This is a genomic window from Comamonas piscis, assembly GCF_014109725.1.
GTDB classification, from domain to species: Bacteria; Pseudomonadota; Gammaproteobacteria; order Burkholderiales; family Burkholderiaceae_C; genus Comamonas; species Comamonas piscis.
This window is the reverse complement of the sequence record NZ_CP058554.1, coordinates 3,151,697-3,167,775: the sequence shown is the minus strand read 5'-3', so window position 1 is coordinate 3,167,775 and position 16,079 is coordinate 3,151,697. Positions and strand designations below refer to the sequence as shown.

Genomic DNA, 16,079 nt, shown 5'->3' with positions numbered 1-16,079 from the left:
CGTACTACGGCTTCTGCCCAAGACGCGCCATGCGTCAGATCTTGCACGACCAGCGGTCAACCCACGCCAAGCCTGCCGAACCCTGGAAGGCCCAGTCAGCCTCTTCAAATCCTCTGCCTAAGACATAGCGACAGCAAAGGAGTATTGCGCAACCGCAATGGTCCTTTGCGGCCAGCGTCTCATTTTTTCTGCTGCGCAGTGTCGGTATTCGAATAGCTGGATGTCTCTTCGCTCCAGGCTTTGTAGCGGCCCGAATCCGGCTGGAACTGTTGGCCGGGGAACAAGGTGCGCTCGATGTCCCGCAACACGGTCATGCCGACACCATTGAGTTTGAGCAAGCGCTCAGGATAAGCCTCGACCACCTGGTCGACAGTGGTGATGGCATGCCTCCCCAAACTGTTGAGGGTTCTGCGGGACAGCCGTTTGTTTAAGAGCAGTTCAGTGGCCATGGAATCTTCAATCTATAAACAGGGCAGCGATGCCTGTCCTGGTACGAAGATGGGATGCGCGTGCCTGCGAAGTCATGCTTAGCTGGCTTGCCTTCAACCTCGTCCACAAGGGCAGGAATGGATACAAATCATGCTTAGTTGCATTTGTTATTCAGTGATTCTATCACCTTATATGTAATTTGTATTTGAGCCGCTGTCAAATTGAAGTGCGAAAACAGATATTCCGCAAGGATAGATGTAATAAAATGTATTCTTATGCATTTGATTTTTCCGTACTGGTAGCGGATCCACATCGTTTCGCACAGCCACTATTTTCCTATTAAATCCAAGTATTTTGAGAATCTGTGGCCCGTCCAATGGCACAGTGGGCAATGAAATCGGTTTCTTTGCAAATTGGACTGTGAAAGGCTCTTTGTTTTAACCCACAGTGGCTGCTGAAGCCGTTTGATTTATTACATTGGCCTATCAGTTTATGTAACCCATAAAAACGGTTAAAGTAAGAATTTATCTGCCAAAAATTACCCTAAATCTGCAGGTTGTTGTCATCCAAGCCTTCGTATTGCCCGGTTATGCCTACCCGTAAAGGTTCGTCACTGACGATCACCCTGATTCTTCCCTTTGTCATGCTGATCGCGTTGCTGACGGGGGTGCTGGGTGTGCTGTGGTATTGGACTGGCAGCAAAACCGTGTCGATGCTCTCCCAGCAGCTGATGGTAGAGATGGCCGAGCGCATTGGCCAGGCGGTGGATCGGCATGTTTTCAGCTCGGGCTCGATCATCGAGGCAAGTTTCCCTGCCGGCTTACCGGCACCCCAAGATATAGAAGACGGTATGCCTGCGTTGCGCAGCCGCCTGTGGGCAGCGACCTCGCTCACACAGCGCTTGGGCGACTATGTTTACTACGGTAACGATGCGGGACAGGGTGTCGGGCTGCTGCGCAGCAGCGAGACCCAGGCCGAGCTGCGTGTCAAGCTTCAGGCGCAGGAGGCGCGCAGCATCTACCTGCTGCCCGGCATCCAGGCCAAGCCCATCTTTCTGCACAAGGAAGCCAACCTCTTCGATCCCCGTACCCGCCCCTGGTACCGCCTGGCGCAGAATACGGCCGGCCATATCTGGACGCCGGTGTACATCGACTTCAATGCCAAGGACTTGGTGATGACGCGCGCGCGCCGTGTTACGGGAGCGGATGGCAAGGTGGTGGGTGTCGTGGCAACGGATGTGTTTCTGAACCAGCTGCGGGTGTTTGTAGACGGCCTGCACCTGGCAGAGGGGGCGCAGGCCTTCTTGATGGAGCCCAATGGCGATCTGATTGCGGCGACGGGCATGGACAACATCCGCCAGGGGGCCGATGGCCAACCGAGCCGGGTCAATGCCGCAAGCGCAGATAACCTGCTGATGGAGATTACCTACCAGAAGCTCAAGCATGAATTCTCCGAGTCGAACGAGGTAGCCAGCACGGCGTTGATTTTCGATGCCCAGAAGCGCGCGATTGAGGTGGCTTATCTGCGGGTGACCGATGGCGCGGGGCTCAATTGGTTGGCGGTGGTTGCCGTGCCGCACCAGCAGATGCTGGCCGGCATCCGTGCCCATGTGGTCTTGGTGATTGCTTTGGGTTTGATGGCGCTAGGCGCTGCGCTGGGCCTGGGCCTGCGCATTTTCGGCGGTTTGGCCAAAGACATGCGCTCGCTGACCTATGCGGTGCGGCGGGTGGGCCAGGGCGAGATCGATGTGCCCATTGGCGTAGAGCGCAATGATGAGATTGGCGAGCTGGCCAACAACGTCCACCACATGCGCCACCGTTTGTTCACCGATGCGCTCACGGGTGCCGCCAACCGCAGCGCGCTGAACCACATTCTGGAGACGCTCACCCGACCGGGGGCCGCCAAACCTGCCGTGTTTGCGATTCTGTTCATCGACCTCAACCAGTTCAAGCCGCTGAATGACCGCTGGGGCCATGAGAACGGTGATCTGGCACTGATCGAGGTGGTGCAACGGCTGAAAGCGGTGCTGCGCAGCAACGATGTGCTGATCCGCTTGGGCGGAGATGAGTTTGTCGCTGTGCTGCAGGGGATCTCCAGCCAGGACCAGCTGGACGTCGTGCAGGCGAAGATCCGTGAGGTGCTGGCACCCGCGCTGCTCAGCCTCCAGGGCCTGCCGGAGGGTGAGATGGTGCACCTGGGCGCTTCCATTGGGCAGGCCATCTACCCCGGCGATGGCGCTGATCCGCAGAGCCTGCTCAAGCACGCCGATCTGGACATGTACAAGAACAAGCAGCAAAGCGGTGACGGCCGCTGATAGCGGCCATCCAGCTGAGACGTAAAAAAGCCAGGCAGGGGCCTGGCTGGTGCGGGGCGGAAAGTAGCCCTAGCGCAGACCGCCGCCGGTTCCCCCTTCGGCACGTTGAATCAACTCAATCTTATAGCCGTCAGGATCCGTCACAAAGGCGATCACCGTGGTGCCACCTTTTACCGGGCCGGCTTCGCGGGTCACATTGCCGCCACTGGCCTTGATCTTGTCGCAAGCGGCATAGGCATCTGGTACACCCAAGGCAATATGGCCGTAGGCATTACCCAGGTCATAGCTCTCGGTACCCCAGTTGTAGGTCAGCTCGATCTCGGCTTGGCCGGGGTTGCCGTCTTCATAGCCGACAAAGGCCAGCGAGTACTTGTACTCAGGGTTTTCCGAGGTGCGCAGCAGGCGCATACCCAGTACCTGGGTGTAGAAATCGATGGAGCGCTGGAGATTGCCAACGCGCAGCATGGTGTGCAAAAGACGCATGGGGGATTCTTTCTTATGAGACGCAGCCAAGCGGGTCGAAGGCTAGCGGGAGGAAGAGGGGCCGGTCACCGGTGTACGCAGCCTGAACGCTTTGAGTTTAGCGCCGCCAAGCCATCGGTACTGGCCCACAAAGCACAACCCCTGCACGGGGCAGGGGTTGGATAGAGAAGCAGGCGGGGCGAGGATTACTCGACCTTGGCCTTTTCACGCAGCTCTTGCTGGTACTTCTGGATTTGCTGTTGGCGCAGTTGCTGTTCGATCTGTGGCTTCACTTCATCAAACTTGGGCAGCTGTGCTTCGCGCACATCGTCCACGCGGATGATGTGGTAGCCGAATTGGGTCTTGACGGGGGTGTCCGTCATCTGGCCCTTCTTCAGCTTGGTCATTGCTTCGGAGAACTCAGGCACGTAGTTGGCTGCATTGCCCCAGTCCAAATCGCCACCGCGCTGGCCCGATCCTGGATCCTTGGACTCCTTCTTGGCCAGGTCTTCAAACTTGGCGCCCTTCTTGATTTGGGCGATCAGGGCCTTTGCCTTGTCTTCGCTGTCCACCAGGATGTGGAAGGTGTGGTATTCCTTGCCTTGGTTGGTCGCGACAAACTTGTCGTACTCGGCCTTGGCTGCGGCGTCAGAAATAGGGTGGGCCTTCTCGTAGGCGGCAAACAGTTCCTGGGTCAGGATGCCTTGGCGCGCCAGCTCGACCTGGCCCTTGAAGGACTCGGTGGCATCCAGGCCTTGGGCCTTGGCGGCTTGGGCATAGATTTCGCGCTCGATGATCGCTTCCTTGATCTGGGCTTCTTGCTCAGCGGCTACGGGGCGGCCACTGCGCTCCATTTGTTCCTTGAAGGTCTTCAGCAGCGAAGCAGGCACTGGCTTGCCGTTGACGACGCCAATGTTCTGGGCCACTGCGGGCAGCGCGGCTGAACCAAGCAGGGCAGCTGCAACCAGACCGGACAAGAGCTGTTTTTTCATGCGAAATCCAAATTGTTTATCTATAAAGGAAATATACACCAGTGATTTCATTGTTTTGGTGTATTCAGGACTTCAATGGCAAGGGCATGTAAACCCGCGTCAAAGAATGCTTGGAGCGCATCATACACAAGGCGATGCTGGACTACGCGCGACGTGCCCGTAAATAAGGGTGAAGCGACGCGCAGTCGAAAATGGGTGCCAAAACCCGTGCCATTGGCGCCCACATGGCCGGCGTGCAGACCGCTTTCGTCGATCACTTCCAGCTGGGTGGTGGCGAGCTTGTCGCGCAGCACGGCTTCAATGGCGGGGGCAGTAATGTCCTGGGCTTGCATGGGATGGAGTTTGGGGGGAGACGGGCCAGTGGGATGGTGTGGCGATATGGTGATAGGAAGAGCATCTGCCTTCAGAAGACGCAGCCCACTGGCTGCGCCGAAAGCAGCGACTGGCTTAAGGCTGGTCTTCCGGGCTTTGCTGGATATGGCGGCTCAGGTACATGGCCTGGCCGATAACAAACACCAGCATCAGGCCCAGGCCGCCAAACATCTTGAAGGTGACCCAGGTATCGAGGTCGTAGTTATAGGCAACCCAGATATTGATAAAGCCCATAAGGGTGAAAAAGATAGCCCAGCTGTAATTGACCGTGTTCCAGACCGGCTGGGGCAGTTGCACCTGCGAGGACATCAGTTTTTGCATCAGGTTCTTGTTAAAGAACCATTGGCCGCCGAGCAGAACCACTGCCATTACCCAATACAGCACGGTGGGTTTCCACTTGATAAACGCCTCGTCGTGGAACAGCAGGGTAGCGCCGCCAAATACGACGATCACGCCCAGGCTGATCCACTGCATGGGCTCGACCTTGCCGACCTTGAATCGAAGGTAGGCGATTTGCGCGATGGTCGCAACAATGGCTACCCCGGTGGCCACAAACACGCCCCAGACCTTGAATGCTGCGAAAAACAGCAGGATGGGGAAAAAATCAATCAGAAATTTCATATCAGGCGATGCGGGCTGTGCACGATGCAGCGCAAAGCGGAGCACGGTGCGGACAAGAGAGCAGGGCTTTGGGTGCTTGTGGTTTGTTGAATAGGGCGTCTGCGGGCAGGCTGCCAATGATACGCGAGCTATTTTGGCTTCCGCTTAAGCCGGGCTGAAGCCGGCGGCTGCAATGGACAGGGCTGTCAGAGCACCGCCCCGCAGCAAAGTTCCATCATGCACCGCCCAGGCATTGCCGCTTTGAGCCCCTCAGTGGCATCACTTCGGCTGTTCAAAATCCAGCGATGCCGAGTTCATGCAGTAGCGCAGGCCCGTGGGCTGGGGACCATCGGGAAACACATGGCCCAGGTGAGCGCCGCACTGCGCGCACACCGTCTCGACCCGCACCATGCCATGGCTGCGGTCCACGTTTTCCTGGATCGCGCCGGGGATGGCTTCGGAGAAGCTCGGCCAGCCGCAACCGGCGTCAAACTTGGTGTTGCTGTCAAACAGCTTGGCGCCGCAGCAGATGCAGTGGTAGCTGCCGTCGGCCCAATGCGCTTCGTACTTGCCGGTAAAGGGGCGTTCCGTGGCGGCCTGGCGGGTGACCTGGAAGGCCACCGATTCGGCTTGTTTGGATGCGAGTTCGGCCTGCCATTGGGCATCCGATTTTTGGACGGGAAAGCTCATGATGAACAGCTGATTTCTATATGTTGCGCCCAGTCGGGCGGGAGGGCGGCTAGGTCTTCGCAGCCGGGATGCTCTGCATATGGTGCCGCCAGCACGGTTTGCAAGCGCTGGAACGGTGTCCAATTGCCTTGCTGGGCGGCAGTGATGGCCTCTTGGCCCAGGTGGTTGCGCAGCACATAGCGCGGATTGGCGGCAAACATGCGCGCAGCACTGGCAGTGCGCTCACTGGGCTGGAGCAACGCCTGGTACTGCTCGCACCAAGTCTCAAAGCCAGCATCGCCGTGGAACCAGGGGGCCAGCGCTGGCAGGCTGTCATCGGCCACCGCTTGGGACAGCGCCCGCCAGAACAGGCTGTAATCAGTGCGGTGCTGCTGCATCAACGCCAGCAAGGGGTTGACCAGGCCGGCTACTGCCTCGGGTGCGGGGCGGTGGGCGGGGTCCAGTCCCAGCTTGGCACCCAGCACGTGCTGCATCGCGGGCTCCAGCGCGGTTTTGTAGCGCTCCAGCGCCGCCAAGGTCGTGGCTTCGTCTTCAATCAGTGGCAGCAGCGCCTGGCCCAGGCAAAACAGGTTCCAGTAGGCCACCTGCGGCTGGCGGGCAAAGGCGTAGCGGCCAGCGGTATCGCTGTGGTTGCAGATATGGTTGGCGTCGTAGTGGTCCAGAAACTGGAAAGGGCCGTAGTCGATCGTCAGGCCCAGGATGCTCATGTTGTCGGTGTTCATCACGCCATGGCAAAAGCCATGGGCCTGCCACATAGCAATCATGCGCGCGGTGCGCTCCGCCACTTCGGCCAGCAGTGCTGCGTAGCGTTCGGGGCTGCTGCTGGGGTGCTGGGCAACATCCGGCATGTAGCGCTCCACCACATAGTCCGCCAGGCGGCGCAGGCTGCCTGTGTCGTCCTTCGCCGCAAAATGCTCAAAATGGCCAAAGCGCACAAAGCTGGGCGCCACCCGGGCGACCACAGCCGCCGTCTCTACCGTTTCGCGGTAAATCGGCTGGGGCGAGGTGACCAGCGACAGCGCACGCGTGGTGGGTACGCCCAGCCCATGCATGGCCTCGCTGCACAGATACTCGCGGATGGAGGAGCGCAGCACCGCGCGGCCGTCGCCCATGCGCGAATAAGGTGTTTTGCCCGCGCCTTTGAGCTGCAGTTCCAGGCCCTCTGGGGCCGCCGCTGAGCGGATCTCGCCCAAAAGAATCGCCCGGCCATCGCCCAGCTGGCCCGCCCAGTGGCCAAACTGGTGGCCGCTGTAGACGCTGGCCAGCGCATCCATGCCCGGCAGCAGTGTGTAGCCGCCCAGTACTTGCGTGGCCTCAGGGCTTGCCAACCAGTCGGGGCGCACGCCCATCTCCTGGGCCAGCGCATCATTGCCGGCTTGCATCGCTAGGTCAGGCATCGGCGTGGGTTGCAGGCGGGTGTAGAACACCGGCGGCAGGCTGGCAAAGCCGTTGTGCCATTGCGCGCCGGGCTGCAATGCGGTGTCGTTCAACGATGAGGCGGGGGGAGAAGACAGGCTGGAATCCATGCGGAGATTGTCTGCCCACTGGCTTTCCCCAGGAGGGGTTGTGTATATAGACAGGCAGCCGCGCCGCAACATTATTTGACCGTGGCCCGGGCGCATAAGGCATTAGGCAGTGCTTTTGTCGCTGGTGGCCCAGGAGGGCACGTTATTATGTCGGCCTGAGTTCTACCGCTTTGCAGAGAAAACGAGCACCGTGCGCCTCAATTCCATCAAGCTTGCTGGCTTCAAGTCCTTTGCGGAGCCCACCAATTTCATGCTGCCAGGGCAGCTGGTGGGCGTGGTGGGGCCCAATGGCTGCGGCAAGTCCAACATCATGGACGCGGTGCGATGGGTGCTGGGAGAGTCCAAGGCCAGCGAGCTGCGTGGCGAGTCCATGCAGGACGTCATCTTCAACGGCACCACGCACCGCAAGCCGGCCAGCCGCTCCAGTGTGGAGCTGGTGTTTGACAACAGTGACCACCGCGCGGGCGGCCAGTGGAGTCAGTACACCGAGATTGCCGTCAAGCGCGTGCTGACGCGCGATGGCAGCAGCAGCTATTTCATCAACAACATGCCGGTGCGCCGGCGCGATGTGCAGGACGTGTTTCTGGGCACCGGCCTGGGCCCGCGTGCCTACGCGATCATCGGCCAGGGCACCATCAGCCGCATCATCGAGTCGCGCCCTGAAGAGCTTCGTTTGTTCCTGGAAGAAGCCGCCGGCGTCTCCAAGTACAAAGAGCGCCGCCGCGAGACCGAAAACCGCCTCAACGACACGCGCGAGAACCTGACCCGGGTCGAAGACATTCTGCGCGAGCTGAACGCCAACCTCGACAAGCTGGAAAAGCAGGCCGAGGTAGCAGCCAAATACAACGCGCTCAACGCCAGCGCCACCCTGAAGCAGCACCAGCTGTGGTTCCTAAAGCGCAGTGACGCTGAGCAAGAGCAGGAGAAAGTGCGCATCGAAGGCCTGAAGGCCGTCAACGACTTGGAATCGCGCATGGCCGATCTGCGCCATGTCGAGGCGGATCTGGAGACGATACGCCAATCGCACTATGCGGCGGGCGATACCGTCAACCAGGCGCAAGGCAAGTTGTACGAGGCCACAGCTGAAGTCGGCCGGCTCGAAGCTGAAATCCGCTATGTGGTGGAAGGCCGCCAGCGGGTGGAAAACCGCCTGGTGCAACTGGCTGAGCAGATCGCTCAGTGGACCATCCGCAAGGACGAATCCGAGGGCGAGCTGGAAAACCTGGCTGGCCAGGGCATGGACGCTGAAGAGCGCGCCGAGACCCTCGCCGCCCAGTTGGAAGAGCAAAACCTGCAACTGCCCGATATGGAAGAGGCGCTGCGCCAGGCCCAGCAGCGTGCCAATGAGCAGCGCAGCTCCGTCACCCAGGTACAGCAGCAGATCCAGGTGCTGGCGGCAGAGCAGCGCAGCCTGAACGAACAAAGCCGTGGCCTGGAAGTGCGCAGCGAGCGTCTGCGCAGCGACCGCAATGCCATGGCTGCGCCGGATGAGACCCGCCTGCTCAACCTGCAGCAGCAAAACGAGGAAGCCGCCGAGGCCGCTGAAATCGCCGAAGCCCGCCTGCTGGAGCTGCAAGACAGCGTGCCGCAGCTGGACGACACCCGGCGAAGCAAGCAGCAGCAAGTCAACCAGGAAGGCGCCAAGCAGGCCGAGCTGGCCGCCCGCCTGGAGGCGCTGAAGGCGCTGCAGGAAAAGGTCAAGACCGACGGCAAGCTCCAGCCCTGGCTGGCCAAGCATGGGCTCGATGGGTTGCAGGGCCTGTGGAGCCGTATCCAGGTCGAATCCGGCTGGGAGAATGCGCTGGAAGCCGCTTTGCGCGAGCGCCTCGCCGCATTGGAAGTCAGCCGCCTGGACATGGTGCGCGGCTTTTTGGGCGCCGGCGCCCAGGACGCGCCGCCCGCCCGCCTGGCTTTTTACAGCGTGCCGCAGGCGCCTGCCACTGCCGCAGCTGGCCAGATGGCCCAGCTCTCGGATTTGCTGCGTGTGCATGATGCAGGCCTGCGCGCCGTGCTCGTTGACTGGCTGAGCGGCTGCTACACCTCCCCCAGCCTGGATGAGGCGCTGGCCCAGCGCAGCCGCCTGCAGCCGGGCGAAACCATTTTTGTGCCTACGGGCCATTCGGTCAGCCTGCACAGCGTCAGCTTCTACGCCCAGGATTCCGAGCAATCGGGCATGCTGGCCCGCGCCCAGGAGATCGAGCATCTGGAAAAAGAACTGCGCGCCCAGTCGCTGATTGGCGAAGAGGCCCGCAACGCACTGGTGCGCGCCGAGAGCGCCTATGCCGACGCATCGCAGCGCCTGGTCGCCGTGCGCGCCGAGGCCGCACAAACCCGCAACCGCGCCCATGAGCTGCAGGTGGAGACCTTGCGGCTCACCCAGCTGGCCGAGCAGGCCCGGGCCCGCACGGCGCAGATCGACACCGATCTGGGCGAGGTGGTGGAGCAACTCGAAGAGATCCAGGAGCGCCGAGTAGCGGCCGAAGCCCGTTTCGAAGAGCTGGACATGCAGCTGGCCGATAGCCAGGAGCAGCATGCCCAGTTCGATGAAAAAGTCTACGACGCAGAGCGCAAGCTGGCCAGCGCCCGCGAACAGCTGCGCGCGTTGGAGCGCCAATCGCAAGAAGCGGTGTTTGGCCAGCGCAGCATGGAAGCGCGCCGCGCCGAGCTGAACCGCACGATGGAAACGGCCGTGCAGCAGGCCAAGGCGCTGGGCGATGAGCAACTGCGTGCGCAAGAAGAGCAAAAGCGCTTGAACGACGCTGCCGCGCAAGGCGGCCTGCAAGATGCGCTGAACCTGAAGATGGAGCGCGAGAAAGACTTGGCCGCGCGCCGCAGCGAATACGACGACCTGACGGCCCGACTGCGCAGCAGCGACGAGCGCCGCCAGCAGTTTGAGCGCGAACTGCAGCCGCTGCGCGACCGGATCACCGAATTCAAGCTCAAAGAGCAGGCCGCGCAGCTGGGCCTGGAGCAGTACACCACCTTGCTGGAAGAAGCCCAGGCCGATATGGAGGTGCTCGCCGCCTCGGTCAAGGATGGCCAGGTGCGTCTGACCGGTCTGCAAAGCGAGATCGACCGCCTGCACCGCGAGATTGAAGCGCTGGGCGCTGTCAACCTGGCCGCGCTTGATGAGCTGAACCATGCCCGTGAGCGCAAGACCTTCCTCGACTCGCAGATGGAAGACCTGACCCAGGCGATGACCACCTTGGAAGATGCGATCAAGAAGATCGACGCTGAGACCCGGCAACTGCTCTCGGGCACCTTCGACACCGTCAACACCCATTTTGGGCGTATGTTCCCCGAGCTATTCGGCGGTGGCCAGGCCAAGCTGATCATCACCGGTGACGAGATTCTGGACTCGGGCGTGCAGGTGATGGCCCAGCCGCCCGGCAAGAAGAACCAGACCATCCATTTGCTCTCGGGTGGCGAGAAAGCGCTGACTGCAATTGCACTGGTGTTTGCGATCTTCCAGTTGAACCCGGCACCATTTTGCTTGCTTGACGAGGTGGATGCACCGCTGGACGACGCCAACACCGAGCGCTATGCCAAGCTGGTAGCCACCATGAGCCGCAGCACGCAGTTTCTCTTCATCAGCCACAACAAGATCGCCATGGAGATCGCCCAGCAGCTGATTGGTGTGACAATGCAGGAGCAGGGCGTCTCGCGCATTGTGGCCGTGGATATGGAATCTGCCCTGTCGATGGCAGATTCGGCGTGACAGATTTTTAAAAACGAAAACGTATGAGTAATTTTCAACTGGCGTTGGTGATCACCTTCGGGGTGATTCTGGTTTTGTACATCGCCTACAACACCTGGTCGGCACGCCGCAATGAGCCCAAGAAACCCCGGCCTGAAGAGCCCGGTCAGTTGGGTGAATCTGCAGAAATGCGTTACGAGCCCGGCTTTGATGGCCGCGCTGCTTCGTCTGCCACCGGCGACCCGGTGTTTGACGCCCAGATGGGTGGCCATGGCAGTGGCGATGCCTTTGCAGCAGGGGCCACGGCGCGCAGCGGCAATCCTGGCACCTACCTGGGCGACCGCCAGCAAATCCTCGATCCGCTGACCGATGCGATTGCACCCATCCACACCGATGGCATTGTCTCGGGCAATGCCGCCATCGCCGCCATGCCCAGCAGCTTTCGCGCAGGCAACAAGGCTTTCAATATTGAGGGGCTGAACGACAGCAACCAGACCTGGGAGCTGCCACGCGCTGGCGCCCGCTACACCGCCTTTCAGGCCGGTGTGCAGCTGGCCAACCGCCATGGCCCGATGAACGAGATCGAGTTCTCCGAGTTCGTCACCAAGGTGCAGCAGTTTGCCGACAGCATTGGCGCGGCGCATGATGCGCCTGACATGCTGCAAGAGGTAGCCCGCGCCCGTGAGCTCGATGCCTTTGCCAGCGAGCATGATGCGCAACTGGCCTTTATGCTGCGCGCCAAGCGCGCATCCTGGAGCCCTGGCTATGTGGCCCAGGTGGCAGCCAAGCATGGTTTTGTCCCCGCTGGCCCCGGCCGCATGGTGATGCCATCGGGCATAGAGCAAATGCCGGCGATTTTGGCGCTGACCTATGACGCCCAGGCCGCCCTGGCCGACGACCCGGAAGCCAGCGCCTTGCGCGATGTGCTGCTGAGCCTGGATGTGCCCCACGTCGCCCGCAGCGAGAAGCCCTTCGACAAGATGCGCACCGCTGCCGAGGCACTGTGTGCCGAGATGGATGGCGTCATCTGCGACCAGAACGGCACGCCTTTGCCGATCATGGTGGTCGACCCGATCGCACAGGATCTGGAAAACCTCTACGACCAGCTCGAGCAGCGCGATCTGGCTGCCGGTTCGCTGGCTGCGCGCCGCCTGTTCAGCTAAGCGGCCACCGCTGTGAAAAAGGCTGCCTGTGCAGCCTTTTTTGCTTTGCAGCAGCCGCTTTTTAAACGCTAGCGCTGCGGCTTTGGCCGTATAGTCGCAGGCATCAGAGCCCGCAGAGCCCCGCGCTTTGCCAGATTTTCGGAGTCAAGCCGCATGGCTGAGAATATTGATCTTTTCGCATCACCCGCTGCTGGCGATGCCCCCCAAGATGCCGCCACCGAAGTGCAGGCGCTGCGCGCGCAGCTGCTGCAGTGGGCGCATGAATACTATGTGCAGGATGCGCCCTCGGTGCCCGATGGCGAATACGACCGCGTCTACCAGCGACTTGAAGCGCTGGAAAAAGCCCACCCTGAATTGCACAGTGCAGATTCGCCCACGCAGCGCGTGATTGGCGCGATCCTGGACGGACTGACCCCGGTGCGCCATGCCGTGCCGATGCTCAGCATCCGCACCGAAACGGACAACGAGGCCAGCGGCGCACAGGCCTTTGATGCCCGCATCCGCAAGGAGCTGGGCTTGGATGCGACGGACCCCGCCGTCGAATACGTGGCCGAGCCCAAGTTTGATGGCCTGGCGATGAACCTGCGTTACGAGGCGGGTCGCCTGGTACAGGCCACCACCCGGGGTGATGGCGAAGTGGGCGAGGATGTCACCCACAATATCCGCACCATCCGCCAGATCCCCTTGCAGTTGCGCCCGGATGCCGGCGCGCCGCCGGTGCTGGAGGTGCGCGGCGAAGTCTATATGCGCCGCGATGCTTTTGATGCGCTGAACCGCAAGCAAGAAGCCGCTGGCGGCAAGACCTTTGTGAACCCACGCAATGCAGCTGCCGGCGCCGTACGCCAGCTTGACTCGAGCATCACCGCGCAGCGACCGCTGTCCTTTTTTGCCTATGGCGTGGGCGAGGTCACCCCTGCTGCCCAGGGCGGTATGCAATGGGACAGCCACTACGCGATGCTGATGCAGCTGCGCGCCTGGGGCTTTCCGGTGGCGCCACAGGTCTGTGTGGCCAAGGGTGCGGAAGAGCTGGTGGCCTTCCACCAGCGCATGGGGGCGGAGCGTGCCAACCTGGGTTATGAGATCGATGGCGTCGTCTACAAGGTCAACAGCCGCGCGCTGCAGCAGGAGCTGGGCTTTGTCAGCCGCGAGCCGCGTTGGGCGGTAGCGCACAAGTACCCGGCGCAAGAGATGGTCACTCGGCTGGAAGGCATTGATGTGCAGGTGGGCCGCACCGGCAAGCTGACACCGGTGGCGCGCCTGGCGCCGGTATTTGTCGGCGGTGTCACCGTTACCAACGCCACCTTGTCCAATGTGTTCGACATCCGCAAAAAGGGTGTGCGCGTTGGGGACGATGTCATCGTGCGCCGCGCGGGCGATGTGATTCCCGAGGTGGCGGGCCGGGTGCCCGGCGAGCGGGCACAGTATGTGCCCAACTTCGCGATGCCCCGCCAATGCCCGGTCTGCGGCAGCGATGTGGTGCGCGAAAAAGGCGAGGCCAACCACCGCTGCACTGGTGGCCTGTTTTGCGTGGCCCAGCGCAAGGAGGCCATCCTGCACTACGCACACCGTCGCGCGATGGACATTGAAGGCCTGGGCGACAAGCTGGTCGACCAACTGGTCGACAGCGGCGTGATCCGCAGCCTGCCCGACCTCTACAAGCTGGGCATCGCCACGCTGTCCGGCCTGGATCGCATGGCTGAGAAATCAGCACAGAATGTGCTCGCCGCGCTGGAGTCGTCCAAAAAAACCAGCCTCGCCCGCTTTCTGCTGGGTCTGGGTATTCGCCATGTGGGGGAATCCACCGCCAAGGACTTGGCCAAGCATTTTGGCGTGATGGACGCGATCATGGATGCCTCGGTCGAGGACTTGCTGCAGGTCAACGATGTGGGGCCGGTCGTTGCCAACAGCCTGCACACCTTTTTTGCGCAGCCGCACAACCGCGAGGTGGTCGAGCAGCTGCGCGCTGCGGGGGTGCACTGGGACGAAGCGGTGCCGGCCGAGAAGCCCGCGCAGATCTTGGCGGGCATGACCGTGGTGCTGACCGGCACCTTGCCGACGATGGGACGCGATGAAGCCAAGGACCTGCTGGAAGCGGCCGGTGCCAAGGTCTCGGGCTCGGTCAGCAAGAAGACCCATTACCTGGTGGCAGGCGCAGACGCTGGCAGCAAGCTGACCAAGGCACAGGAGCTAGGCGTGACGGTGTTGGACGAAGCGGCCATGCTGCGGCTTTTGCAAAACGGCGCGCCTTGATTGGCGGCCAGCCGCTGGTTGATCTGCGTGGCTCAGCAGATGGCGAGTGGGCAGGGATAGGGGCTTTCTCTGACATCGGCGTGTGTCAGATGTCAATACGATGAAAAACGCCAGTGGCTGCCATCCTGCAGCCCTGCTTTTTTATGCAGAGGAGATGCCGTGAGCTATACCCTGAGACAAGTTCAGACCTTGCTGACCAAGCCAGAGTTGGAGCTGTTCCAAGCCAGCCGTGCGACTGCCATCAAGGATCTGACCGAGCGACAGCTCAGCAGCAAGATCAGCCGCACCCGAACCTTGCGCGCCAAGTACCGCGATCTCTTCCAACGCCAGACGGTCAAAACCCAGAAGGGCCCGGCAGCGGCGCGCCGACCAGCGGGCAATGACAACAACCGCACGGAGGTAAAGGCCGAGATCATGCAAGAGGTGCTGGGCCGTTTGGAAGAACGCTTGACCAAGGTGCAAGCGGCTGCAGAGAAGGCGGCTGCCAAACCTACGGTGGCCAAAAGCAGCAAGACCACAGCCGTGAAGAGCGCTGCTAAAAAGCCCGCTGCCGCCGCGAAAAAAGCGACAACTGCCGCACCAAAAACCGCTGCGAAAACTGCGACCAAAACCGCTAACAAATCCGCCAGCAAGGCAACGCCCGCCACTGCCGTGAAGAAAGCTGCAAGCGCTAGCAAGGCCACCAAGGCCACCAAGGCCCCGGCCAAAAAAGCGGCATCGGCCGCCGCATCGCCTGCCAAAGCGCGGAGAACCGCTGCTGGTACCGCCAAGGTGGCTGGCAATGCAGCCGCCGCAGCGCAGGGTGCTGTGCCCACTAGCCAGCCTGCAGCGGCCAGCCGGGGCAATCCCATCAAGGCCCAGCCGATCAACAAAAAGATCCAGGCCAGCGGCCAGTCCAAAACCCGGGCGGCCCAGGCCAAGCGCGACAGCCGCTGACCTGCCCGCACACAAAAATGCCGTACCCGCTGAGCGCTGGGTACGGCATTTTTTTGCCTGGATGGGATTGAGAAGCCCTGGGCAGGCCTGCCCGAACCGCCTAAGGCTTTTGTTTTTTGGCCGCAGCGGGACTGGGTGCCTGGGCGGGTTGCTGTGCCTTGGCATAGGCCTTGGCCATCATCTCGCGCAGCAGGCTGGAGCTCGACTGCTGCATCATGCGGTTGATGTCGGCCTGCTTGCTTTGCATCAGCTGCGCATGGGGCGATTGCGGGCCTTGGTCCAGCAAGGATTTCAGCTGCGCTTCGTTGAAGTTCTGGGCATAGGCATTTGCCAATTGCGTATCCCATCGCTTTTGGTAGTCGGCTGCGACGGTGCGGGTAGCTGCGATCATCGCCTGGCCGGCTTGCTGTTGGCCCATCTTGTCGATCAGGGCCTGGTACTCGGGCGACTTGGCGGCAATCTGTAAGCCGACCTGCGGGAGGCTGTGGCCGAGCTTGTACTTCTCCACCAACGCCAAAGCCATGTCTTGCAGTTTGGCGGCATGCGCAAAGCGGGGCAGCAGGCTGGCCGTGGCAGCCAGTGCGGGCAGGGCCATGGCAGACAGAAGGCGGCGGCGAGCATGCGACGGGGTGGTGCTGGTGATCATGG

13 protein-coding genes are annotated in these 16,079 nt (G+C 61.4%); 5 read left to right on the top strand and 8 right to left on the bottom strand.

What is annotated here, in order from left to right; all coding sequences use genetic code 11:
- Nucleotides 1-179 precede the first annotated feature (179 nt).
- Nucleotides 180-449, bottom strand: coding sequence for a DNA-directed RNA polymerase subunit alpha C-terminal domain-containing protein (locus HS961_RS14240; protein WP_182323035.1), 270 nt, complete (start codon nucleotides 447-449; stop codon nucleotides 180-182).
- A gap of 569 nt (nucleotides 450-1,018) precedes the next feature.
- Between HS961_RS14240 and HS961_RS14235 the strand changes: the two genes are divergently transcribed.
- Nucleotides 1,019-2,743, top strand: coding sequence for a diguanylate cyclase domain-containing protein (locus HS961_RS14235; RefSeq protein ID WP_182323034.1), 1,725 nt, complete (start codon nucleotides 1,019-1,021; stop codon nucleotides 2,741-2,743).
- Nucleotides 2,744-2,812: 69 nt separating this feature from the next.
- Here the strand turns inward: HS961_RS14235 and gloA are convergent, their stop codons facing one another.
- The 6 genes from gloA to HS961_RS14205 all read right to left on the bottom strand — a co-directional run bounded on the left by gloA (nucleotide 2,813) and on the right by HS961_RS14205 (nucleotide 7,385).
- Nucleotides 2,813-3,226: a lactoylglutathione lyase gene (gene gloA, locus HS961_RS14230; protein WP_182323033.1), complete on the bottom strand. Its 414-nt coding sequence runs from the start codon at nucleotides 3,224-3,226 to the stop codon at nucleotides 2,813-2,815.
- A 185-nt stretch (nucleotides 3,227-3,411) separates the two neighbouring features.
- Nucleotides 3,412-4,197 (bottom strand): peptidylprolyl isomerase, encoded by a 786-nt coding sequence (locus HS961_RS14225; protein WP_182323032.1) that lies wholly within the window; start codon nucleotides 4,195-4,197, stop codon nucleotides 3,412-3,414.
- Nucleotides 4,198-4,244: 47 nt separating this feature from the next.
- Entirely contained in the window at nucleotides 4,245-4,529 is a 285-nt protein-coding gene (locus tag HS961_RS14220; RefSeq protein ID WP_182323030.1) for a BolA family protein, read from the bottom strand.
- A gap of 115 nt (nucleotides 4,530-4,644) precedes the next feature.
- Entirely contained in the window at nucleotides 4,645-5,190 is a 546-nt protein-coding gene (locus HS961_RS14215; protein ID WP_182323027.1) for a septation protein A, read from the bottom strand.
- A 258-nt stretch (nucleotides 5,191-5,448) separates the two neighbouring features.
- Complete coding sequence (msrB, locus tag HS961_RS14210) at nucleotides 5,449-5,859, bottom strand: peptide-methionine (R)-S-oxide reductase MsrB (RefSeq protein WP_182323025.1); 411 nt, start codon at nucleotides 5,857-5,859, stop codon at nucleotides 5,449-5,451.
- Entirely contained in the window at nucleotides 5,856-7,385 is a 1,530-nt protein-coding gene (locus HS961_RS14205) for a protein adenylyltransferase SelO (protein ID WP_182323023.1), read from the bottom strand. The genes msrB and HS961_RS14205 overlap by 4 nt, the downstream gene beginning before the upstream one ends.
- 190 nt (nucleotides 7,386-7,575) lie before the next feature.
- Between HS961_RS14205 and smc the strand changes: the two genes are divergently transcribed.
- The 4 genes from smc (at nucleotide 7,576) to HS961_RS14185 (ending at nucleotide 15,431) form a co-directional block, all read left to right on the top strand.
- Nucleotides 7,576-11,103, top strand: a complete 3,528-nt coding sequence (smc, locus tag HS961_RS14200; protein ID WP_182323021.1) for a chromosome segregation protein SMC — start codon at nucleotides 7,576-7,578, stop codon at nucleotides 11,101-11,103.
- Between the two features lie 23 nt (nucleotides 11,104-11,126).
- The gene (locus HS961_RS14195; protein ID WP_182323018.1) at nucleotides 11,127-12,245 is read left to right on the top strand and encodes a cell division protein ZipA C-terminal FtsZ-binding domain-containing protein; all 1,119 of its coding nucleotides are present in this window, start codon (nucleotides 11,127-11,129) and stop codon (nucleotides 12,243-12,245) included.
- A gap of 153 nt (nucleotides 12,246-12,398) precedes the next feature.
- Nucleotides 12,399-14,495: an NAD-dependent DNA ligase LigA gene (gene ligA, locus HS961_RS14190; protein WP_182323017.1), complete on the top strand. Its 2,097-nt coding sequence runs from the start codon at nucleotides 12,399-12,401 to the stop codon at nucleotides 14,493-14,495.
- Nucleotides 14,496-14,654: 159 nt separating this feature from the next.
- On the top strand, nucleotides 14,655-15,431 hold the full coding sequence (locus tag HS961_RS14185; RefSeq protein WP_182323015.1) for a hypothetical protein: 777 nt from the start codon (nucleotides 14,655-14,657) through the stop codon (nucleotides 15,429-15,431).
- A gap of 100 nt (nucleotides 15,432-15,531) precedes the next feature.
- On the opposite strand, the gene HS961_RS14180 is transcribed toward HS961_RS14185, so the two are convergent.
- The gene (locus HS961_RS14180) at nucleotides 15,532-16,077 is read right to left on the bottom strand and encodes a hypothetical protein (RefSeq protein WP_182323012.1); all 546 of its coding nucleotides are present in this window, start codon (nucleotides 16,075-16,077) and stop codon (nucleotides 15,532-15,534) included.
- Between the last annotated feature and the right edge of the window lie 2 nt (nucleotides 16,078-16,079).